Consider the following 23,417-nt stretch of genomic DNA (forward strand, 5'->3'; position numbering starts at 1 on the left):
CAACCATAATTGCGACAGGACAGCCACCACGCGCCATGCGCCGGATGGCTGTCAGCAACACATGAAGGAACCACACCATGACCGCGTATGACGCCGGCACCAGTGACGCTGCCAATCCGCTGAAGCAGATGGCCCGCTTTGGTCAGTCCCCGTGGCTGGACTTCATCCAGCGCTCCTATACCGAAAGCGGCAAGCTGAAAAGGCTGGTGGAAGAAGACGGGCTGAAAGGGGTCACCTCCAACCCGTCCATTTTCCAGAAAGCCATGGGCCACGGCACCGATTACGATCCGCAGATCCGCCAGATCCTCGAACATCAGATCGTGGATGCCGGGACGCTATATGAAACACTGGCGATCCAGGACATCCGTGCGGCGGCAAAGGTGCTGCACCCGGTCTATGAACAGACCGGGAAGGTGGATGGTTATGTCAGCCTTGAGGTCTCGCCCTATCTGGCGCGTGATACCGATGCCACGCTTGCCGAAGCACGGCGGTTGTGGCTTGCGGTGGGGGCACCCAACCTCATGATCAAGATACCCGGCACGGATGAAGGTGCGCCCGCAGTCCGGGCTGCCATCGCCGCAGGGATCAATGTCAACGTCACGCTGCTGTTCTCGCTCAATGCCTACAAGAAGGTGGTGGAAGCCCATATCGCCGGGCTGGAGGACCGCCTGAGCCGTGGCGAAAGTGTTGCGGGGATCGCAAGCGTTGCTTCCTTCTTCGTCAGCCGCATTGACGTCAAAATCGATAAGGAGATCGATGATCGCATTGCGGCAGGTGACAGGGACGCCACTGCCCTCAAGGCCCTGCGCGGCAAGGTGGCCATCGCCAACGCCAAGCTGGCCTATGAATACTGGCAGACCGTAGTGAAAAGTCCGCGCTGGCAGAAACTGGCGCAGGCGGGCGCCATGCCCCAGCGTCTGCTGTGGGCCAGCACCAGCACGAAGGACAAAACGTTCAGCGACGTGCTGTATGTGGACGGCCTGATCGGCCCGGAAACCGTCAACACCATCCCGCCTGCCACCTTTGATGATTTCCGCGATCATGGCAGGGTCGCCCCGACCCTGACACAGGATGTGGCGGGTGCGCATGCGGTGATCGGCGAAGCCCGGCGCCTTGGCCTTGATCTGGATGGCGTGACCCGGACGCTTGTGGATGAAGGGGTGCGTGGCTTCGAGGAGGCCTTCGACGCCCTGCTTGGCGCGATTGCCGCCAAGCAGGCGGCGTTTCTGGACCATAAGCTGACCACGACCACGCTCAACCTGCCTGCCGATCTTGATACGGCGGTCAAGGCTGAACTGGAAACATGGCGCACGCAGGGTAACGTCCGCCGCCTGTGGTCGAAGGACGCCACGCTTTGGACAGGTCATGACGAGGCAGGCTGGCTGAAATGGCTCAGCATTGTCGATGACCAGTTGCTGGATCTGGCGAAGTTCGAGGAATTCCAGGCCGAAGTGAAGGCGCGCGGCTTCCGTGACGCGCTGCTGCTGGGCATGGGGGGATCAAGCCTTGGTCCGGAAGCCCTGTCGGTGACGTTCGGCAGACATGAAGGTTTCCCGCACCTGTATGTGCTCGACAGCACCGACCCGCAGCAGATCCGGGATTTTCAGGATAGGATCGACATCAGCAGGACCCTGTTCATCGTCTCGTCCAAATCCGGCGGCACGCTGGAGCCCAATATCCTCAAGGCCTATTTCTTCGATCAGGCGAAAAAGGTACTGGGCGACAAGGCCGGGTCGCACTTCATCACCGTGACCGATCCCGGTTCGCACATGGAAGACGTGGCGAAGAAGGACGGCTTCTGGAAAATCTTTTACGGCAACAGGCAGATCGGTGGCCGCTATTCCGTGCTGTCCGATTTCGGCATGGTGCCCGCAGCCATCGCGGGCCTGCCGCTGAAGCGGCTGCTGGACTCCGCCCTACGGGGGGAAAAATCCTGTGCGGCTTCTGTCCCGCCCGCGCAGAATCCCGGCGTGGTACTGGGCAGCGTGCTCGGCGTGGCAGCCCGCTCGTTCGGCCGGGACAAGGTCACGCTGCTGGCATCGCCTGCCATATACGACATGGGTGCCTGGCTGGAACAGCTGCTGGCGGAATCAACGGGCAAGGACGGCCGTGGCCTGATCCCCATTGATGGTGAAACCGCCGGACCTGCATCCGTCTATGGCAAGGACCGCGTGTTCATCTACCTGCGCCTGGGCGAAAAACCGTGTGAGAAACAGGATGCGGCGTTCAAGACACTGATCGCGGCGGGTGAGCCGGTCGTCACCATCGAACTGCATGACCGCTACCAGATTGCCCAAGAATTCTTCCGCTGGGAATTCGCCACCGCCGTCGCCGGTTCGATCATCGGCATCAACGCCTTTAACCAGCCCGATGTCGAGGCCTCGAAGATCGAGACCAAAAAGATCACGACCGCCTATAACGAAACCGGCAGGCTGCCGCCCTACGAGCCGTTTGCCAAGGATGGCGCGTTCGCCTTCTACGCCGACCCCAAAAATGCAGCCGCCCTGAAGGGCGACACGGCGGAAGCGATCCTGAAGGCCCATTTCGCCCGGGGCAGGGCGGGCGATTATGTTGCCCTGCTGGCCTATATCGACCGTGATACCGCCACGCGTGAATGGTTGCAGCAGGTAAGGCTGTCGGTGCGTGATGGGTTGAAACTGGCCACGGCTGCCGAATTCGGGCCGCGTTTCCAGCATTCCACCGGGCAGGCCTACAAGGGCGGCCCCAACACGGGCGTGTTCGTGCAGATCACGTGTGATGACGATGTCAACCTGCCGGTGCCGGGTGAGAAATATACCTTCAGCATCGTTAAGGAAGCCCAGGCCCGTGGGGACCTGGAAGTACTGGGCGAACGCGGCCGTCGCGCCCTGCGCGTGCATATCCACGGCGACCTGAAAGCTGGCCTCGAAAAACTGGCGCAGGCCATCAGGGCCGCCGTCTGATCGCGTAGCGGAACAGCCCCGCCATGACCGGTAAATGGCGGGGCCTCTTTTTCACCAGTCCGAATCTGGGCTGAAGCGCAGGGCACGTCCCTGCCATGGGAGCGGTAAAAATCATGCAGATTGGTATAGTGGGTCTGGGCAAGATGGGCGGCAACATCGCCATCCGCCTGACACGTCACGGGCACGATGTGGTGCTTTATGACCGCACGGCCGCCGTAATGTCCAAGGTGGCGGAACGGGCCGAGGGCGGAAAGACCATCGCGTCATCCGGGTTGAAGGACATGGTGACGAAGCTGACCGCCGAGCGGCGGATCATCTGGCTCATGCTGCCCGCAGGTGAGGTCACCGAAGCGGCCGTCAAGGAACTGGGCGGCCTGCTGGGCAAGGGTGATATCCTGATCGACGGCGGCAACTCCTTCTACAAGGACGATATCCGCCGGGCTGCTGAACTGACGCAAAAGGGCATTCACTACGTTGATGTCGGCACCTCGGGCGGCGTGTGGGGGCTGGAACGTGGCTACTGCATGATGTACGGCGGCACGAAGGACGCCACCAATCATATCGACCCCATCCTGTCGGCCCTTGCACCCGGGCTTGGCGATATCCCCCGCACGCCGAACCGTGACAAACCCGGTTTCGACCCGCGCGCCGAACAGGGCTACCTGCATTGCGGGCCTGCGGGTTCGGGCCATTTTGTTAAAATGGTCCATAACGGCATTGAATACGGCATCATGCAGGCCTTTGCCGAGGGCTTCCATGTCATGAAGTCCAAGAATTCCACAGATCTGCCTGAAAACCAGCGCTTCGAGCTGAACATGGCCGATATTGCCGAAGTATGGCGGCGTGGCAGCGTGGTTTCGTCCTGGCTTCTCGACCTTTCGGCGCGCGCGCTGGCGGGCAATCCGGACCTGTCCAATTACAAGGGCGACGTAGCGGATTCCGGCGAAGGCCGCTGGACCATCGAGGCCGCAATTGAAGAAGCCGTGCCCGTTCCGGTGATGACGGAAGCCCTGTTCACGCGTTTCCGTTCGCGCACGGGCAACAACTTTGCCGAGAAGATGCTGTCGGCCATGCGTTTCGGCTTTGGTGGCCATATCGAAGGCACGAACAACTGATGGTGCGCGCCTGATAACCCACCCGGCAGGCCAGACCACGGTGGCGCCATAACGACCACGGGCGGCCTGGTCGGGTTTTAACGCTAAAAAAGTTCAGGGAGAAGCAAGATGGAGAGCATTGTCGCATCCGCATCCTCGCAGATTGACGACACGCAGCATGAAAACGTGCCACGTCGCGGGCCACCGGGCGTATTTGTCATATTTGGCGGGGGCGGGGACCTGACGCACCGCCTTCTTGTCCCGGCACTCTACAACCTGGCCAGCGCGGGGCTGCTGGATAGCCACTTCTCCATCATTGTGGTGGACCGGGCCGATGTCTCGGCAGCCGACCTGCGGCAGAGCTTTCATGCCTCGCTGGAAAATTTCGTAACCAGCCGCGGCACGGAAGCCGTCAGCCTGCATGATGATGTGTGGAAGCGCCTGTCCTCCAGCATCGACTATGTGCGCGGTTCGTTCGAAGAGCCCGCGACCTACGATGCCCTTGCCCGGAAGACCGGCAACCAGAACTGTATTTTCTATCTTGCGGTGGCGGCTCGCTTCTTTGGCACGATCGTGGACCAGCTCGGCGTATCGGGCCTTGCGAAGGAAAGCGGGAAGACCTTCCGCCGGGTCATTATCGAAAAGCCCTTCGGCAGCGATCTTGCTTCCGCCATTGCGCTGAACGGGCGGCTGCTACGCACACTTGATGAAAGCCAGATTTACCGGATTGATCATTATCTGGGCAAGGAAACGGTGCAGAACATCCTTGCCCTGCGCTTCTCTAACGGTTTTTTCGAACCTTTGTGGAATCGCGACAATATCGACCATGTACAGATCACGGCTGCCGAGACGGTGGGCGTAGAGCAGCGCGCCCGGTTTTATGAAAGCACGGGCGCCGTGCGCGACATGGTGCCCAACCATGTCATGCAGTTGCTGGCCATGACGGCGATGGAAGCACCCATTTCATTTGATGCCGATGCGGTGCGTGATGAAAAGACCAAGGTGCTCAAGGCCATCCATACCGTGCAGCATCATGACGTGGTGCGCGGCCAGTACGCGGCGGGCACCATCAAGGGGCAACCCGTCGCGGGCTATCGTGATGAACCCTGCGTGGACCCGCATTCCCATACCGAAACCTATGTGGCGATGAAGCTCATGATCGATAACTGGCGCTGGGCGGGGGTGCCGTTCTATGTGCGCACCGGCAAGCGCCTGGCCGCGCGCAAGACGGAAATTGCGGTGCATTTCAAGTCAGCGCCCTACGCCCTGTTTCGCGACACGCCAGTGGACAAGCTGACCCCCAATATCATGTTGCTGCATATCCAGCCGACCGAAGGGGTGACGCTGCAGTTTTCCGCCAAGATCCCCGGTCCCATGGTGCATCTGGGTGGGGTGCGTATGAAGTTCGACTATTCCGAATGGTTCCACGAAGGGCCAAGCACCGGCTACGAGACGCTGCTGTATGACTGTATGATAGGGGATGCGACCCTGTTCCAGCGCGCGGACAATATCGAGGCCGGATGGCGCGTGGTCCAGCCCGTTCTGGACTGGATGCACGCCCCCGCGGGACTGGATTTCTACGCTGCTGGCAGCGAGGGGCCAAAGGCCGCCGATGACCTGCTGGTCCGCGACCACCGGCATTGGCTGAAAATTGGGTCCTGACGGAACCTGACGCGCCGCAGCCTGACTGACATGATACTGACAGGAGGACACTTCCGTGTCTGATCCCGAAATACGCCTTGTACTGGCCGATGTGGATGGCACACTGGTCACGAAGGACAAGATCCTGACCCCACGCGCCATCCGCGCGGTCGAGCGCCTGCGCGAGCGGGGCATCCTTTTCACCATTACCAGCGGCCGCCCGCCCAAGGGCATGAAGATGGTGATCGACCCGCTGAAAATTTCCGAGCCGATTGCAGGCTTCAATGGCGGTATGATGGTCAGGCCCGATTTTACCGTGATCGAGGCCCGCACCCTGCCAACTGACACCGCGCGCAAGGTGATCGGCATCATCCGCGACCACAAGGCCGATCCGTGGGTGTATAACGGCAATGACTGGATCGTCTCGAAACTTGATGCCCCGCACGTGGCGCGCGAGCAGTGGACGGTCAAGTTCCCGCCCGTGGTGGGTGATGTCGAGACGAAGCTGGACCAGGTGGTCAAGATCACCGGGGTGAGCGACGACCTTGAGCTGATGAAGCGCCTCGAGCACGACCTGCAGCAGGCGCTGGGTGATACGGCATCTGCCGCCCTGTCGCAGCCATATTACGTGGACGTGACCAATAAAGACGCCAACAAGGGCGGCGTGGTGATGACGCTCGAGCGCCTGCTGGGCATTCCCGCCAGCCAGATGGTGACTTTGGGCGACCAGCCCAACGATGTGCTGATGTTCCGCAAGAGCGGCATGTCGATCGCCATGGGGCAGGCCAGCCCCGAGGTGCAGAAGCAGGCGACCTATGTTTCCACCTCATGCGAGGAGGAAGGATTCGCCAATGGAATCGAGAAATTCGTGCTGGGGGATGCGTGAGATGACCGGTGGACATGATGTAAAAACGGGCGCGATGGTGGTGCTGCCCGATGCCGAGGCCATTGCACAGTACATGGCGAAGTGGCTGACCGGACAGGCGCTGGCCAGGAAGGACGGCCCGTTCGTAATCGCGCTGTCGGGCGGGTCCACGCCCAGGCGGCTGTACCAGATCCTGGCCTCTGCCGAATACCGCGACCGCTTTCCGTGGGCGAATACGCAGTTCTTCTTTGGCGATGAGCGTTTCGTGCCCGAGAGCGATGCGGCCAGCAATTACAACATGGTCGAGACCGAGATGCTGGCGCATGTAAAGGTGCCGGCCGCCAACGTTCACCCCATGCCCACCTCGGGCGACCCGGCGCAGGCGGCGGCGAAGTATCAGGCGGAACTCGAGGCGGTTTATGGCGGCAAAACGCTGGAACCCGGCCGCCCGCTATTCGATGTGGTGATGCTGGGCCTGGGCGATAACGGGCATACCGCCTCCCTCTTTCCGCGCCAGCCCGTGCTGGAGGAGAAAAAGCTCTGGGTCTCGACCTGCGTGCCTGATGATGCGCCGCATACGCGCCTCACGCTCACCTATCCCGCCATCCATTCCAGCCGCCATGTGGTGTTCATGCTGGCGGGTGCGGGCAAGCGCGAAGCCTTTGCAAAGGTGCGCGCGGGCGACCCGGCAGAGCCTGCCAGCCATATTACCAGCGAGGGTGAACTCATCTGGCTTATGGACAAGGCGGCGGCGGGGCAATGAGCGCAGTGGATAGCAGGAGCCCGGACATGACAGCCCAGACATGCGACCCGCGTGAGAAACAGAAACGCCTTGCCGCGATCGAAGCCGCATCCATGGTCAGGGAAGGGATGGTGGTCGGCCTCGGCTCGGGCACCACATCAGCCTACATGATTGATGAACTCGGTCGCCGCTGGGCGGAAGGGCTGCGTTTTGCCGCCATTCCCACATCCGAGCATTCGGCCGAGCAGGCGCGTTCGCACGGAATAAATCTGGTGACATTCGCCACCCATCCGCAGATTGATCTTGATATTGATGGGGCGGATGAAGTGGAGATGGGCACGCTCAACCTGATAAAAGGACGGGGCGGAGCGCTGTTTCGTGAAAAGATCGTGGCCGCCGCCTCACGCCGCTTCGTGGTGGTGGTGGATGAAAGCAAGCTGGTGCCACGGTTGGGTCACCACATGCCCGTGCCAGTGGAAGTCACGACATTCGGCTGGGAACTGACGGCTTCCCGGCTACAGGATCTGGGCGCACGCCCCACCCTGCGGCTGGACCCGCAGGGTACGCCCTTCAACACCGATGGCGGCAATCTGATCCTGGACTGCAATTTCGGGGAAATTGAGGATTCCGTAGCGCTGGCACGGAAAATCCGCGGCATTGTGGGCGTGATCGAAAGCGGCCTGTTCATTGGCCGCACATCCGAGGTCATTGTGGCAGGCCGGGATGGCCTGAAGCACCTGATGGCCGGATAACTACGGCTTTTACGCGTGGTGGCGGAAAACGATCATGTTTGCCGGGATTGATCTGGGCAGCAGGTGCTGCCCACATTTCTTTCCGGCCCAGCATATGATGGAATGATGAACCAGCCGCATTGGCATGCGTGGAATTCGAACGCAGGTTTCCCTGTAGCCAACAGGTATGCAGCACCATTGTGATGCCCGGCTGTGCCGCGGCCAGGCTGACAGGAGCGGCGCGACATGAGCCGGACATTTTCCATGCAACCCATCCCGTGCAGTTGCCCAAGGCATGGATACATTACCAGCCCTGCAGAGAGATAAGCGAAGACATGCCCGCTGCATCCGGCACGTTATGGCTGGATATGGGGCAGCGGAAATGGTCGGACGCAGTTCTTGCGGCAATGGACCTCATGCCTGCGGCCATACCCGGTTTTTTCCTCACGCACATAAAAATAATATATTCTCAAAATCCTGAACCGGCTATCCCGCTATTGTTCTGTCTCCTCATCACAGGCCTGATCGCTTAGATGACAGGCACAAGAGCGTTATAAATCCAAAAGCAAGGCCGCCCGGCAATCATTTGCAGATATATTTTGACATGTATTGCAAGTGATTCTCATTTACGTTAATGGTCCCCATCCACATGATGAAAAACGCCAGAAACGGGGTCGGGCATGCAGCGCAGCAGGGTTTTTTATGTCTTTCCACTTTCACTTCTGGTGACGGGAAATGCCCTTGCGGCGAATCTGGTCGATCAATCAGCCCACCAGCCTGTCGGCACGTCGCACGCAAAAAAGGCGAATGCCCAACCTGAAGCGAACGCCGTGCAGGCGGAAAAGCTTGAAGTCCATGCCCGCCGGCCAGCCACATCTGCGTCTTCGGCCACAAAATCCGATACCCCACTGATCGAAACCGCCCAGTCGGTCACGGTTGTCAGCCGCAATGAAATGGATGTGCGCGGCGTGCTCAGCCTTAATCAGGCCGTGCGCTATACGGCAGGCATTACCCCTGACCTGCGCGGCGGGGAGGGCACGCGTTATGACCAGTTCTTCCTGCGTGGCTTTCAGGTTCCGACCTTTCTTGATGGCCTGAAACTGCAGGATAGCCCGACAGGCTATGCCACGGCACAGACCGATACGTTCCGGCTGGAACGCGTCGAGATCCTCAAGGGGCCATCATCCGCGCTGTATGGTCAGTCCAGCCCGGGTGGCCTTGTCGCCCTGTCCAGCAAGCTGCCGACTGACCAGAAATTCTATGGTGGCGTGACCACAACCGGCGGCATGTTCGACCTTTACCGCGTGGATGCCGATGTTGGCGGCTATGCAACGAAGGACGGCATGGTCCGCTATCGGCTGTATGGCACGGTTAACGGCCAGCATACCCAGTTGAGCAAGACAGGCAGCCGACGCTTTTCCATCAGCCCGTCCTTTACGTTTGGCGGCGATGGGCCAACCACGCTGACGCTTCTGGGCAATTACCAGTATGACCCCGAAAACGGCACTTATGGCGGCGAGCCGCTGGTGGGCTCACTCAAGCCCGCATCTTATGGTTACCTGCCACGGAATTTTTATGATGGCGACGTGCCGTTCGAGAAGTTCAACCGCCGGCAGGGCGGGATTACCTATATCTTCAATCACCGTTTCAACAATGACTGGAGCTTCACCAGCCGCGGTCGGTATGATGACATCAAGACCATCTATCGCAGCGTGTATAACAACGGGTATTATACTAGCGATGACATGCTCAGCCGCTCCGCGTTCGGTACGAACGAGCACACGCACAACCTGACTTTTGACAGTCAGTTCAAGGGCCATGTTCGCACCGGCACCCTGCGGCATACGATGATGTTTGGCTTTGACTACATGCAGCAGAGCGCGGCGGAGCAGGGATTTTACGGCTCGGCGCCCGACCTCGATGTCCTGCATCCGGATTATCACATGGCCATTCCCTCCATGGGCAGCCCTTATGTGAATTACCGGACCAATTCGCACCAGATCGGTATGTACGCGCAGGATGAAATGCGCTGGAAAGGGCTGGTCGTAACTGGCAGCCTGCGCAATGACTGGTACAGGTCACAACAGAATGAATATGTCAGCCAGACATCCACGCATGAAAGTCCCCGACAGATCACCTGGCGCGCGTCGGCCCTGTATCATTTCAACTTCGGTCTTTCGCCCTATATCAGCTATTCGACCTCCTTCCAGCCGCAGTCGGGCATTGCCTCCAATGATGGCGGCAAAACGCAGCGCCAGGCCGATCCATCGCTGGGCAAGCAGCTTGAAGGTGGCCTGAAATACCAGATTCCGGGCACGTCGCTGCTGTTTACGGCTGCGGGCTACCACATCGAACAGACCAATGTGCTCGTTGCCGTGGGCAATCTGGGCTACAGCACGCAGAGTGGGAGGGTCCATTCGGATGGCTTTGAATTTGAAGCGCATGCCGAGCCCTACAAGAACCTGATGATTACGGCAGCGGTGAGCGTGCAGAAAGTGCATGATGATTCGACAGGCAAGCCCCTGATCCAGTCTGGCAAGGGCAATGCGTCGCTGTTTGCATTCTACACCATGCCGTCGGGGCCGGTAAAAGGCCTGGGCTTTGGTGGCGGCCTGCGCTACTCCGCCAAATCCTATGGTGGCGAGGCCAGTTATGGCAGCGTCTGGGTGCCGCAATACGCCGTGTTCGATGCGTCGCTACGCTATGATCTTTCGCACCTTTCGCCCAACCTGCGCGGATGGACGCTTGCTGCGAGCGTACGCAACCTGTTTGACAAGAAGTATGTCTCCAACTGCCTGAGCTACGCATCCTATAATCAGGAATGGTGCTATTATGGCGAACGGCGGAATGCACAGGCGAGCATTGGCTTTAGCTGGTAACCTCTCGCCTGCTGTTCAGGCCCGACTGAATATTGCCTTACGTATGCTGGTGGCCGGGCCGGGAGGGTATGGTCTTGCATCGCTTGGTGGCATGGCGCTGGGCCTGTGGCTTCCCCTGTCGCGGGCGGATGGGGCCATGGCCGGAACACTTTGCGGCCTGCTGCTGTGGCCTGTCGTGTTCATTGCGGCCTTTGGTGTCTCCAGTCTCCGGCGGCTTGTACTGGGTGCTGGCGCCTGTATGGGGGTCTTCGCCCTTATGGTGTTTGTGGCCGGGTGGCGGCCATGAAGGGGTCATTCCGCGCCTCCATGGCATGGCTGCATACCACGCTGGGGCTTATCACCGGCTGGGTGCTGTTTGCCATTGCGCTGTCGGGTTCGCTGAGTGTCTATCGCCAGGAAATCACCCTCTGGATGCACCCTGAACTGGCCAGCCAGCGGGTTGACCCCATTCAGGCCTGCAGCCGGGCGATTGACTGGCTGGGCCAGCATGCAGGCACGGCGGCGGCATGGTACGTGGCCTGCCCCACGCCTCAGGCACCCTTTGCAACCGGCATATGGCCCAACGCGCAGGGGGCATACAGTCAACGGGTTCTTGATCCGCAAAGCGGCAGCCCGGACGGCCTGCGTGATACGCTTGGAGGCGAGTTCTTTTACCGTTTTCACTTCGAACTCCAGCTTCCCTATCCCTGGGGCAGGCTGATCGCGGCCATCGCGGCCCTGGCACTTGTCGTGGCCCTTGTAACGGGCATCATCATCCACCGGCGCATTTTTGCGGATTTTTTCACGTTCCGGCCGAACAAGGGGCAGAGAAGCTGGCTTGACGCCCATAACCTGCTTGGTGTTGCAGCGCTCCCTTTCCATCTCATGATTTCGTTGACGGGGGCGGTAACGCTCGCCTCCCTGCTGCTGCCGTGGAGCACGCAGGCCGTCTATCATCATGATGAGCGGGCATCCTACACGGAACTGAACCCGGCCCTGTACGCCCGCCCCGCCAGCGGCCAGCCGGGGCATCTTGTGCCCATCCTTCCCCTGATCCAGATGGCGGACAGGCATTTCAGGGGCGCAGGCATTGCACAGATCTATGTCTTCAACCCGTCTGATCGTGCCTCTCTTGTTACCTTCATTTCCGGCAACAGCCAGACGGTCAGCACATCCGCCCGGATCATGACATTCGATGGGGTAACGGGACAACTGCTGAACGCGCATACTGAAACGCGCCCCGTCATCAGGCTTTATACATTTCTCTATGGCCTGCATGTCGCGCGCTTTGCACCGGCACTCACGCGCGGGCTCTATTTCGTGTCCGGTCTGGCTTTGGCCGTGGTTATCGGTAGCGGGATGCATCTGTGGGCCATCAAGCGCCTGCGCCAGCGGCCTCATATTGGCCATCTGATCGTCAACCGCCTGAATACGGGCATTCTGGCCGGAACGCCGCTGGCCTTTGCCACCTATTTTCTGGCCAACCGGCTTCTTCCTCCCGCACTCGCGGGCCGGTCGGGATATGAGGTGCGATCCGTTTTCGTGATGTGGGCGCTTGCGCTTGTCTTTGCCCTTTTCCGGCGGCCAGGCCGTGCGTGGCCGGAACTGCTGGGTGGCAATATGCTGGCCTGTCTGGCCATAGCACTGCTCAGCATGCCGTGGGGGAGTGCCGCGACACTCGGGGCGGGCAGCATCGCGCTCGGCCTGGCCGGGGCGTTTGGGTATGCCACTTTGCGCACGGCGCGCCGGGCATGATGGTCGCGGCTATTGTGTGCGGGCAATGTGCCATGCTGTTACTGGCCATGGTCTCTGTGCGGGGCAGTGGCATCCTTTTACGCAAAACCGTCACGCCGCTGGCATGTCGATGCGTCCGGGCGGCAGGGATCGTGCTGCTTGGCATGAGCTTTTTTCTGCAGATGCAGGTAATGGAAACGCTGGTTATTGCGGCGATCAACTGGATTGGAGTGATCAGTATTGAAATTGTCATGACAGCACTAACCTGTGCGGTAATAAAAAACATACGGGAAAATGGCTGAAATATTTAATTCAGGACCAGACATCATTAATCTGATGAACTTCAGGGGCGCAACCGCATAGTGCATGATCTTCGGCCGGTCCTGGCCCGCAGCAGGGGTAAGAACGCCAGCCGTCATGACAGACAGCGAGGGAACGGATCTGCGGCATGATGACCCAGTCACACGCGCAGACGTGTGAGGGCATTGGCGTGTTCTCTTGCTATGATCAGCGCCCTGATAACACGGACGGACATTGTCATGCAGGACGATACCCTTTTTTCACTTGCCGGAAGACGCGCACTTGTTACCGGAGCCTCCCGTGGCATTGGCATGACCCTGGCCCGTGGCCTTGGCCGCTATGGGGCAAAAATTGTGCTGAATGGCCGCCATCCCGAACCACTGGAGGCCGCCCGCGCCATGCTGGAACGCGAAGGGGTGGAGGCCGCGATTGCCCCCTTTGACGTGACGGATCAGGATGCCGTCATTGCGGGGGTTGAAAAGATAGAGGCCGAATGCGGACCGATTGATATCCTGATCAACAACGCGGGCATCCAGCGCCGTGCGCCGCTGGACCAGTTCAGCCGGGCGGACTGGGATGCCCTGATCGCTACGAACCTTAACGCGGTTTTCTTTGTCGGGCAGGCCGTAGCAAAGCATATGCTGCCGCGTGGCCGGGGGAAAATCGTCAATATCTGTTCGGTGCAGAGCGAACTGGCACGCCCGGGCATCGCGCCCTATACCGCAACCAAGGGGGCGGTCAAAAACCTGACCAAGGGCATGGCAACGGACTGGGCGCGTCACGGCCTGCAGGTCAACGGGCTTGCACCGGGTTATTTCAAAACGGAAATGAATGAAAAGCTGGTAGCCGACCAAGCCTTCACCCAGTGGCTGTGCCAGCGCACGCCTGCTGGCCGGTGGGGCAATGTGGAGGAACTTGTCGGGGCGGCTGTTTTCCTGTCTTCCGATGCCTCAAGCTTCGTCAACGGGCATGTGCTCATGGTTGACGGGGGCATAACCGCTTCCGTGTAAATGGAAGCTAAATTCTTTACCCATTTCCGCCAGTATGTTCCAGTGGAAATGGGTAGCGTTCTGTCAGGTGCTCAGGGAGAGCAGGATCTTGGCGGCCTGCCTGCGGTCTGGCGCAAGGGCAAAGGCTGCGGCAAAATCGCCCAGGGGAAATTGCCGGGTGACCAGAATATCGGCAATTTCAGGCCGTTCAGCCAGCAAGGCCAGTGCTGCATCAAATTCCGTGTCAAAACGGAAAGTACCCCTGAAATCGAGTTCACGGTTGATGATCCGGGCAATCGGCACGGGGATGTCACCTGGTGGAAACATGCCAACCTGTACCAGTATGCCGCCCCGCCGTGTGCGGGCTATGGCCGCAGGCAGGGCGGCTGGCACGCCCGTGGCTTCGACCAGGATATCGAATTCTTCTTCCACTGCGGCATGGCGGGTGTTGTAGCACCTGCTGGCACCCAGCCGGGTTGCGCACTGGAGTGAAAAATCCTCCAGGTCGGTTACCACAATCCGTCCTGCCCCGTGATGGACCAGCCCCGCCACGATTAACAGCCCAATTGGTCCGGCCCCCTGTACCATCACGCTGCGGTCGCGCACATCGCCTGCGCGCGCAATGGCATGCAGGGCGACGGATAATGGTTCGGCAAGGCAGGCCTGGCGGAGAGTCAGGCCGGGGGGAAGGGTATGGAGCTGTGTCGCCTTGACAGTCATCGCCCGCCGGAAGCCGCCATCGGTATGGGGATCACGTGCAGCACTTCCCAGGAACTGCATGTTACGACACAGGTTGCGCTGTTTCCGCGCGCATTCGGGGCAGTGACCACACGGCTGGGCCGGGTGAATGGCGACGGCCTCGCCTACGGAAAAGCCTGTCACATCGCGGCCCAGCGCGCCAATCGTGCCCGAGACTTCATGCCCCAGAACCATGGGGGCATGCAGAATGGATGCGCCAACGCCCCCATGCGCAAAATAATGCAGATCCGAGCCGCATATGCCGCCCCAGGCCATATTCACCTGCACTTTATCAGGACCGGGTGGTAGCAGGGGAGCTGGGTCCAGCCGCAGGTCATGCGGCGCATGGATCACCAGTGCCTCAGTCAGGCAGGAACCGACGTTGTTATGACTTGCTTCAGTATACACGTTCAGAATGCTCCCCGCCTGTAAACAGGGCTGTCGCTTTGTCGGGACAGGTTGAGCCGGCATGACGGCCTTGACAGGGCATGGCAAATGGTAAGGGTTCTGCCCGCTCTAACGAGACAGCAGACAGTCTGGTTTCCGCCATAAAAAGAATGATGTGCGCCGCCTTCGTATCCGTGGCTGATCTGGGGCAGGTTTTATAATGCCGTGCGATAGGGCGCGATGCCGCGTCCCTCATTGTTGACATCAACCCGGTGGCCAACCATGGGCAGCGCGCGGTGATGACAGTTCTCGCGGGTGCACGCACGGCATCCCGGCCCGATGGGAATGATCATCCGCGGGTCATTCAGGTCCAGCCCTGCGGAATAGACAAGGTGCTCGGCATCGGCAATGGAGCAGCCCAGAACCACGGCAGTCAGGCGTGGACGGTCAAGGTAGGATATGCTGCTGCGCCCGACCGTGCGGGCTATGTTGAGATAAAGCGCGCCGTCGGTGGTCTGTGATAGCTGGACCTGCACCTGCTGGGGCGTGCTGAATGCACGGAAAATGTTCCATAAGGGGCACGGACCGCCGAAGCGGGACTGGGTAAAGCGGTTCGCACTGAAACTTTTGAGGATATTGCCGGCGATATCCGTCTTGAGAAAGTAAAAGGGTATGCCCTCGCTTCCCGGGCGTTGCATGGTACTGAGCCGATGGCACGCCTGCTCGAAACTGACCCCGAAATGGCGCTGTAGCCGTTCCAGGTCATGGCGGACCTCACGTGCGGTTATCCGAAAACGCTCATAAGGAAGGAGCAATGCCCCGGCAAAATAATTGGTCAGATAAACACGCGCCAGTCCCCGTGCCTCACTTTCGCGCAGGCGGGAGCGGCGGATGGTGCGTGCAAACACGGCCTGATGCTCGATCTGCCCAAGCGCCTGCGCCATCCAGAACGTACTGCTCTCCGCCGGGAGGATGCGCGAAAGGAAGATGGTGCGTGCCCGCCGGTCCATCCGCCACATCAGGCCCCGCTGGCCGAGGCTGAGATCGGTTTCCGTGCGTATGCCATGATGGTCCAGAAGATAGCGGGTAAGCTGTTCGCGGGGGCTTCCTTCATCGAGCCGTATCATCTCGAACTGGCGTTCCGCCGTGCGGTCGACTTCATCAAAATAGTTGCGCTGGAGCTGCACCCAGTCATTGACGGCCTCATAAGGTTCCACCCGATCGGGGGCATCATCCTGTCTGGCGGGCGATGGCGCGGCCGCGCCGACCAGTGGGGCCGCCGTGTGTTCCTGCCGTAGCAGATAGGCACGATAGAGCCGCACAAACTGGGCGCATAGATCAGGTGCCGCGCGCATGGCGGCCTGGATACTGTCGAGCCTGATGCCGTCCGTATCGAATACGGGGTCGGTCAGTATTTCACGTAGTGCCTGTATGCCCCGTGTTTCTTCAGTATCACTGAAATAATCCGCCCCTACCGAAAAGATGTCGCACAGGGCACCAAGCAAAGGCAGGGGAAGGGGGCGTATGTCATGTTCGATCTGGTTAAGGTAACTGGCTGATATGCCCAGCCGCAGCGCCAGCGCGCTCTGTGTCATGCTCACACGGTTGCGTTGATGGCGGATGCGTGACCCGGTGAAGGTTTTGGTGGCGGCTTTTCTCATCTTCGCAACCTTTGCAATTCGCGGCGCGGCGTTCGCCCCTTTAAACGGCAAAACATCTTCCGCCCGCAACCGGGATTTGTCACAGTCCGTGGTAACAAAAGCAAACAAGAGCACACCCTATGAAATGCCATGACGGAACACAGCCCCATACCGACAATAACTTTTTGTGGAACCGGACCGTGCGGGTGACGGCCATCCGCTTCGGTTCCCGGTTGTGGCACGGCGCGCGTATCCGCCAGGTCGGCATACATCCGTCATCGCGTTTTTTCGCGTAAAGCACACGTCGCCTCTCTTTTAATTTATGACTGCATCGCGCGTGACCCGTGCCGGAGCAGTTGAGCAATGGGGAACAGGTCCATGATCAGCAGGACTTATGACAACGTGTTCGTTCTGCCTGCCATCCATGCGCGGCAGCACCCTATTCAACCGGCCGCTCATGCAGTCTCGCTGCCTGTCGACCCGCTGCGGCAATATGCCTCGCCCATGCTGAATATCTCCGCTTTGTGCATTGACCGTCATCTCGGCGATCATGCGGACAGGGCCGCGATAATCTGGCCGGGATCAGGCGCGCGGCCTGATGAACGGGTTTCTTGTCAGGCGCTGCATGAGCATGTCTGCCGTCTTGCAAATGCCCTGCTGGACCAGGGCGTGCAGCGCGGTGACAGGGTTGCGATCCATATGCCGTTGGTGATGGAAAGTATCGTTGCTGTACTGGCCTGTATCCGTATCGGTGCGGTGCATGTCGTGCTGGCTGGCGTGTCGGATGTTCCTACTCTTGCCGAACGGCTGGTGCAATGTGGCGCTGTTGTCGTTCTGACAGATATTGGAACAGGCGGCATCGAGGGTTCCGTATCGTCAAAGGCCAGACTGGACAGCGCCCTGGCCATTGCCGGTGCCCGCTGCCGGGTGCAGATGGTCCTGGTCGTGGCCCCCGCCGCGGCGGATGTGCCGATGAAGCCGGGCCGCGACCATTGTTATGATGCCGTGGTGGACTGGTACGAGCCTGATTTTCCGCCTGCGGTCATGTTTGCGGATGAGCCGCTGTTTCTTCTCTATCCATCGCACCGGTCAGGTCGGGAGCGGGGTGTGTCCTATACGGTCGGGCAGTACAGCCGCCTGACCAGCTACGCCATGGAAATGCTGGCCCCACAGGGCAACGAAGAAATTCCTTACAGTCTCCTTAACATGGCGTGGAATGCGGGCCAGACTGCGCTTGTGGTCAGCGTTCTGGCAAAAGGGAGCACCATTGCGGCCCCCGGCGATGGCCTTCAGCCCCAAAATGGCTGACCTGGACGGGCTCCGTTCACGATTTTGTTTTCAACCTGACAAAACTGGTTCGGTAGGGCAGCGTTTTCAGTCAAGCGTCACCGGTTACTGGTGCGTTGAAATAAACAATAAATAAAAATTCAACATTTGGTCGTTTCCCATACCTGATGCCACAAGACACGCCCCCTGTGGGGGAAGCGTGCCCATTATGGAGAGGGCCTGCAATTGTCCCTGATCATCCAATGAACAATCCTATCGGTTGGGGCCTGATTGGCGCAAGCAATGTTGCCCGGCAATGGATTGTCGATGCCATTCGTGCGCAGCCAGACAGCCAGATCCTGAACGTGCTGAGTTCGAGCGAAGAGCGCGGCGCCCGGTTTGCCACGGAAAACGGCATCCCTGCCTACACGACGGATATCGACGCGATCCTGACAGACGGGAACGTGGATGCCGTCTATATCAGCACCGCCAACCAGTTCCATTGTAGCCAGACATGCGCGGCAGCCAGTGCCGGAAAAAACATCCTGTGCGAAAAACCGGTTGCCCTTGGCATTGATGATGCCCGGAAAATGATCGCTGCCTGCCATGATGCGGGCGTGGTCCTGGCGGTCAATCATCACTTGCGCTGCAATGCCATGCACCAGAAACTGTGGCAGCTTCTGCAAGCGGGGGAGATCGGCCGGCTCAATGCCGTGCGGGTCTTTCATGCCAATTTCCTGCCTCAGGCCCTGCAGGGGTGGCGTATCAACGACCCCAACGGGGGCGGGCTGATACTCGATAGCACGATTCATGACATCGACACGCTGCGTTTCCTGATCGGTAGCAACCCGACACATGTCATGGCCATGACCCAGGGCGGTCGCCTTGCCCATGATGGCGTGGAGGACGGCATCATGGTGATCATGCGCTTTCCAGGCGATGTCCTGGTCCAGATCCATGGTTCCTATACCGTTCCCTTCTCTGAAGGTGGGGTAGAGTTCTATGGCAGCAATGGTGTCCTGATCGGTCGGGACTGCATGAGCCAGCGGGCCGCGGGGCGGCTGTTCATGCGCAATGCTGATGGTGAAAAGGAAATACCGGTTCACCATCACAATCTCTATCACTACGCCCTTGCCGCATTCAGCAATGCGGTGCGTGGCACGGGGCAACCCGCCGCGACCGGCGAAGATGGCCTTGCTGCACTGGCCATAGCGCTGGCCATTCGTGAATCGGCCCTTACGGGCCGTCAGGTCGAAGTGGAAATCCCATGACACAAGCAGCATTCGGGGGCATCGGCGCAGATGGCCGGATAATGTCTCCCCCGGTTCGCCTTGCCCTGACGGTAAGCGAACTGCGTCGCGCGGCATGGACATGCTCGTTGGGAAGCGCGCTTGAATATTATGACTTCGCACTCTACAGCCTGGCATCGGCACTGGTTTTCGGGCCGCTCTTTTTTCCTTCGGCCACGCCGGTCACAAGTCTTATCGCCAGTTTCGCAACCTATTTTGTAGGCTTTGCCGTACGCCCGATTGGCGGGATCGTGTTCGGTCGGCTAGGCGACCATATCGGCCGCAAGAAGGTCCTGCTGATGACCATAACCCTTATGGGTCTGGCCAGCACGGGTATCGGCCTGATCCCGACCTACCAGACAATAGGGATATGGGCTCCCATCCTGCTCATTACGGCCCGGATGCTCCAGGGGCTTGGGGCAGGGGCGGAACAGGCCGGCGCCGCCGTGATGATGACGGAATATGCCCCTGTGGGCCAGCGCGGGTTCTATGCCTCGCTGCCATTCCTCGGCATCCAGATCGGTACAATCATCGCAGCCGTGGTCTATTGCAGCCTTCTGTTCGGGGTGACGGACATCACGCATTCATGGATATGGCGGCTGCCGTTTCTGGTCAGTGCCGTAATTCTTGTGGTTGCGCTTTATATGCGCCTCAAGCTCCGGGAATCCCCTACTTTCGAAGTAATCCAGCGCAAGGTGGCGGAAGAACGTGAATCGCTTTTCTCCCTCATCCAGGGCTCCTGGCGCACGATTTTGGCCGGGATTGGCATGAGAATGGCCGAAAATGGCGGTTCCTCCATCTATCAGGTTCTGGCGATCAGCTATCTTGTCAACACCATGGGCCTGGGCGGACTGCTGGGCACGACATCCCTGATAACGGCTGCGGTAATCGGCGGCTTTACCGTGCCGATTGCCGGGCGGCTGAGTGACCGTTTCGGGCGGATCAGGGTATATCGCACCTTTGCCATCCTGCAGGCCATCACGGCGTTGCCGGTATGGTATGCTTTCAGCACCGGCCGTCCGCTACCTGCCATTATCGCGCTGTCCATCGCCCTTGGGGTAACCACCTGGGGCATGTTCGGCACGCAGGCCGCCATGCTGCCGGAAATGTTTGGCGCCCGGCACCGGTACATGGCCGTATCGCTGGCGCGTGAAGTCTCGGCCGTGATTGCAGGTGGCATAACGCCCCTTATCGGATCATGCATCATCAGGTGGGTGGCAAGCTTTTCGCCATCCGCGGCGCATCCCGGCCAGATGTCGTGGCTGCCAATTGCAGGTTATGTCGTTTTCCTGGCCGGCATCACCATTGGCACAACTTATTTCATTCCGGAATGCCGCAACCGTGACCTCGTTGCACAGAACGACATTCTATAGTTGTTTTTTGTTTCATTTTTTGTCGGGCATGATACCGAAATTATGGCCCGATTTCCCGCTATTGGCAGTGTAAGTGCCCATTTTGCTTGAACTGGAAACCTGAAATCATGAAACCTGAAATCCTGCTGATTGAACCCATGATGCCCGAAATCGAGAAGCAGCTTGATGCTGCCTATACCGTGCATCGTTTTACCTCGGTTGCACAATTGAAAGAGAGTGCGGGCAGGATACGCGGTATTGCGACAGGAGGCGCGACCGGCGTGCCTGAAGCCGTCATGGATAGCCTGCCTGCCCTCGAGATCATTGCCATAAACGGGATCGGCACGGACGCTGTGGACCTGAAAAAAGCCAGGCAGCGCAATATCCATGTCACCACCACGCCGGGTGTCCTGACCGATGATGTGGCGGATATGGCCATGGGGCTTGTCCTGTCGCTTCTGCGCGGGCTGCCCTCAGGGGATCGGTATGTTCGTGACGGGGCCTGGGGGCATAAACCCGCTCTGCCGCTCGGGCGCAAGGTAACCGGCAGGAAGCTCGGGATCATAGGCATGGGCCGGGTGGGGCGCGCGATTGCGCATCGCGCCCAGGGTTTTGCCATGCCTGTATCCTATACCGACCTGCGAGATTTTGAACTGGAGGGTTATGCTTTTGTGCCTGATCTGCTGACATTGGCGCGGGGTAGCGACATTCTGGTCATCGCGGCATCGGGTGGTGCGGGATCGCGGCATCTGGTCAACCGGGAGATTATGGAAGCGCTGGGGGCCGATGGTTTTCTGGTCAATGTCGCCCGCGGTTCGGTCGTGGATGAACAGGCGCTGATACAGGTGCTTGATGCGGAAAAACTCGGTGGAGCGGCGTTGGACGTGTTCGAGCATGAACCCGACGTACCTGCGCTGCTCCGCCATTCTGCCCGTGCGGTACTGCAGCCTCATCGTGCCAGCGCAACCGTGGAAACGCGGCTGAGCATGGGAGAACTGGTCATAAAAAATCTTGCTGCCCATTTTGCGGATCAGTCATTGCTGACTGCCGTGATCTGAACTGGAGTACTGCTTGTGTGGGATACGTCCGCAGTCAGGCGTATCTTACACATATTGAAGACATCCCTGCGGGCAGGGCGGCTTTAGGTGTCTATTTTTCTGAAATGTCGTTACTAAATATTCATGAAATAAATACTTTATTTATAAACAATAAGTGCGGCGGGAACATGATGGATGCGTGCGGTATTGACGGTTATTATGGCATTGTATTGTCGAAAACATATTTATAGAACAAAAGCCCGGGTCGTCATTATCATCGCGGGTATGTTTCTATGCAGTCAAGCAACAGCGCAGACTTTTCAGGATAACTCCAACAGTGACGCCAGGCTCCGTGTCGCGACACCACTCATGGCCCATCCGTCAAACGGGCCTGTGGTTCCGCCATTTTCCCGGCCGGAAGCCCTGTTTATGGACCCATTCGGCATGACATCATGGCTACGCACGCGTGGCATTGCCTTGACTATGGATAACACAAATGAATTTACGGCCGCCATTTCAAGTCCAACGCCCGGTCACCCGGATTACAAGCAGGGGTCAAGTAACGCAGGGCAGATGAATACCGCTCTTCACATCAACTGGGAAAAGGTTATTGGCCTGAAAGGCTTTGCCACCCATACGCTTTTTACCAGTCGCTATGGCACGACCGCCAACCGCATGATGGGAGACTGGCTTGCACACTCATCGGAAATATACGGGGGAGGGGGCAATGTTGTCGTACATCTGGTTACGGCTTATGGAGAAGAAAACCTGCTCGGTGGCCGCGTCAGTATTGCCGGGGGGAGGTTGACTGAAATGAGTGAATTCAGCGCCAGTTCGCTTTTCTGCAATTTTCAGAATAACGGTTTTTGCGGGCGCCCCAAGGCAGCGATTGATAATCAGTATATTACATCCTATCCGGCCGGAGAGTGGGGTTTTCGTGTGCGTGGTCGTCCATCACGTTACATTTATATACAGGCTGGTGTCTATTTTGCCGAACGTGGAATTTACGCCAACAGCCAGCACAGGACCGGGTTTCATTTTAATTCATCCAATATTGTAGGGCAGCTTGCGCCGATTGAGCTGGGCTGGGAGCCCCTGCTGGGCCATCAGCATAAACTGCCGGGACATTACAAGATTGGCGGCCAGGTGATCTCCGCTCCCAACCCTGACAATTACTATGATGCTCAGGGTCAGCCTTATGCCCTTTCTGGCAGAGCGGCCCGCACTCATCAGCAGACATGGAGCACATGGTTTGAAATTGACCAGAAGCTCCTCCACCATTCCTATTCCAATGCCGAAGGCGGGCTGACGGCAATGACCGGGATAATCTACAATGATCCGCGCACCTCATTGCGTAATTACGAAACATATGTGGCATTTGTGGACCGTGGTTTTATCAGAAGTCGCCCCTATGATTCGTTTGGTGTCGTCATGACCTATGTAAAAATTGCGCCTGGTGTGTCAGATACGGATATGCTGGACCTCAGCATGATCCCCGCTAAAACGGCGCCAAACCATGCCACGGGTGTCCAGGGACACGTAACGGTATTTGAGACAAACTACCAGATTCATGTCATGCGCGGCGTGGTGTTTGCGCCAGATTTCCAGATCTATTTCCATCCCAATGCACAGAAAAACCTGAAGAACGTGGAGTTCATTGGGTTCAAGTCGCAGATACAGATTTTATAACCAGACTGCGGATCGTATCTGTTCTGTATGGAATTCCGCGATGTTGCAAAAACCTGGACACCCGTGATCTGAAAAGAGCTGGCTGTTGGAACTTGCTGATTTTTAAAGTGAGCAACATCCTTT

Annotated in this window: 18 protein-coding genes and 1 pseudogene; 17 read left to right on the top strand and 2 right to left on the bottom strand. The window is 58.8% G+C overall.

Annotated elements, in window-relative coordinates; genetic code table 11:
- Positions 1 to 77: 77 nt before the first annotated feature.
- From QEG70_RS15870 to QEG70_RS15925, 12 genes and pseudogenes are all read left to right on the top strand, one after another.
- Positions 78 to 2,942, top strand: a complete 2,865-nt coding sequence (locus tag QEG70_RS15870; protein ID WP_308721508.1) for a bifunctional transaldolase/phosoglucose isomerase — start codon at positions 78 to 80, stop codon at positions 2,940 to 2,942.
- A 113-nt stretch (positions 2,943 to 3,055) separates the two neighbouring features.
- Complete coding sequence (gene gnd / locus QEG70_RS15875; protein WP_308721509.1) at positions 3,056 to 4,057, top strand: phosphogluconate dehydrogenase (NAD(+)-dependent, decarboxylating); 1,002 nt, start codon at positions 3,056 to 3,058, stop codon at positions 4,055 to 4,057.
- A gap of 108 nt (positions 4,058 to 4,165) precedes the next feature.
- The gene (gene zwf / locus QEG70_RS15880) at positions 4,166 to 5,698 is read left to right on the top strand and encodes a glucose-6-phosphate dehydrogenase (protein WP_308721510.1); all 1,533 of its coding nucleotides are present in this window, start codon (positions 4,166 to 4,168) and stop codon (positions 5,696 to 5,698) included.
- A 55-nt stretch (positions 5,699 to 5,753) separates the two neighbouring features.
- Positions 5,754 to 6,563: a Cof-type HAD-IIB family hydrolase gene (locus tag QEG70_RS15885; protein WP_308721511.1), complete on the top strand. Its 810-nt coding sequence runs from the start codon at positions 5,754 to 5,756 to the stop codon at positions 6,561 to 6,563.
- Entirely contained in the window at positions 6,556 to 7,305 is a 750-nt protein-coding gene (gene pgl / locus QEG70_RS15890; RefSeq protein WP_308721586.1) for a 6-phosphogluconolactonase, read from the top strand. The genes QEG70_RS15885 and pgl overlap by 8 nt, the downstream gene beginning before the upstream one ends.
- Positions 7,306 to 7,331: 26 nt before the next feature.
- A complete protein-coding gene (gene rpiA, locus QEG70_RS15895) occupies positions 7,332 to 8,036 on the top strand; it encodes a ribose-5-phosphate isomerase RpiA (protein WP_308721512.1) in 705 nt (234 codons plus the stop codon).
- A 110-nt stretch (positions 8,037 to 8,146) separates the two neighbouring features.
- A pseudogene (locus QEG70_RS15900) lies at positions 8,147 to 8,548 on the top strand (FGGY family carbohydrate kinase); the annotation flags it as partial.
- A 147-nt stretch (positions 8,549 to 8,695) separates the two neighbouring features.
- A complete protein-coding gene (locus tag QEG70_RS15905; RefSeq protein WP_308721513.1) occupies positions 8,696 to 10,894 on the top strand; it encodes a TonB-dependent siderophore receptor in 2,199 nt (732 codons plus the stop codon).
- Positions 10,878 to 11,180 carry a hypothetical protein gene (locus QEG70_RS15910; protein ID WP_308721514.1) on the top strand — a complete coding sequence of 101 codons (303 nt, stop codon included), beginning with the start codon at positions 10,878 to 10,880 and terminating at the stop codon, positions 11,178 to 11,180. Before QEG70_RS15905 ends, QEG70_RS15910 begins: the two co-directional genes overlap by 17 nt.
- Positions 11,177 to 12,628, top strand: a complete 1,452-nt coding sequence (locus QEG70_RS15915; RefSeq protein ID WP_308721515.1) for a PepSY-associated TM helix domain-containing protein — start codon at positions 11,177 to 11,179, stop codon at positions 12,626 to 12,628. Before QEG70_RS15910 ends, QEG70_RS15915 begins: the two co-directional genes overlap by 4 nt.
- Positions 12,625 to 12,909, top strand: a complete 285-nt coding sequence (locus QEG70_RS15920) for a hypothetical protein (protein ID WP_308721516.1) — start codon at positions 12,625 to 12,627, stop codon at positions 12,907 to 12,909. Before QEG70_RS15915 ends, QEG70_RS15920 begins: the two co-directional genes overlap by 4 nt.
- A 201-nt stretch (positions 12,910 to 13,110) precedes the next feature.
- Entirely contained in the window at positions 13,111 to 13,917 is an 807-nt protein-coding gene (locus QEG70_RS15925; protein WP_308721517.1) for an SDR family oxidoreductase, read from the top strand.
- Between the two features lie 63 nt (positions 13,918 to 13,980).
- On the opposite strand, the gene QEG70_RS15930 is transcribed toward QEG70_RS15925, so the two are convergent.
- Together QEG70_RS15930 and QEG70_RS15935 are read right to left on the bottom strand one after the other, a co-directional pair.
- Positions 13,981 to 15,042: an L-idonate 5-dehydrogenase gene (locus QEG70_RS15930; RefSeq protein WP_308721518.1), complete on the bottom strand. Its 1,062-nt coding sequence runs from the start codon at positions 15,040 to 15,042 to the stop codon at positions 13,981 to 13,983.
- A 194-nt stretch (positions 15,043 to 15,236) separates the two neighbouring features.
- Complete coding sequence (locus tag QEG70_RS15935) at positions 15,237 to 16,682, bottom strand: short-chain fatty acyl-CoA regulator family protein (RefSeq protein ID WP_308721519.1); 1,446 nt, start codon at positions 16,680 to 16,682, stop codon at positions 15,237 to 15,239.
- Positions 16,683 to 17,039: 357 nt separating this feature from the next.
- Between QEG70_RS15935 and QEG70_RS15940 the strand changes: the two genes are divergently transcribed.
- From QEG70_RS15940 to QEG70_RS15960, 5 genes are all read left to right on the top strand, one after another.
- Complete coding sequence (locus QEG70_RS15940; protein WP_308721520.1) at positions 17,040 to 17,969, top strand: AMP-binding protein; 930 nt, start codon at positions 17,040 to 17,042, stop codon at positions 17,967 to 17,969.
- 221 nt (positions 17,970 to 18,190) lie between these two features.
- A complete protein-coding gene (locus QEG70_RS15945; protein WP_308721521.1) occupies positions 18,191 to 19,198 on the top strand; it encodes a Gfo/Idh/MocA family protein in 1,008 nt (335 codons plus the stop codon).
- Between the two features lie 41 nt (positions 19,199 to 19,239).
- On the top strand, positions 19,240 to 20,589 hold the full coding sequence (locus QEG70_RS15950) for an MFS transporter (RefSeq protein WP_039794864.1): 1,350 nt from the start codon (positions 19,240 to 19,242) through the stop codon (positions 20,587 to 20,589).
- A gap of 107 nt (positions 20,590 to 20,696) precedes the next feature.
- Complete coding sequence (locus QEG70_RS15955) at positions 20,697 to 21,626, top strand: 2-hydroxyacid dehydrogenase (protein ID WP_308721522.1); 930 nt, start codon at positions 20,697 to 20,699, stop codon at positions 21,624 to 21,626.
- Positions 21,627 to 21,800: 174 nt separating this feature from the next.
- Positions 21,801 to 23,294 (top strand): carbohydrate porin, encoded by a 1,494-nt coding sequence (locus QEG70_RS15960; protein WP_308721523.1) that lies wholly within the window; start codon positions 21,801 to 21,803, stop codon positions 23,292 to 23,294.
- The last annotated feature ends 123 nt before the right edge of the window (positions 23,295 to 23,417 follow it).

The sequence above is a fragment of the Komagataeibacter xylinus genome, from assembly GCF_031081985.1.
Classification (GTDB): domain Bacteria; phylum Pseudomonadota; class Alphaproteobacteria; order Acetobacterales; family Acetobacteraceae; genus Komagataeibacter; species Komagataeibacter xylinus_E.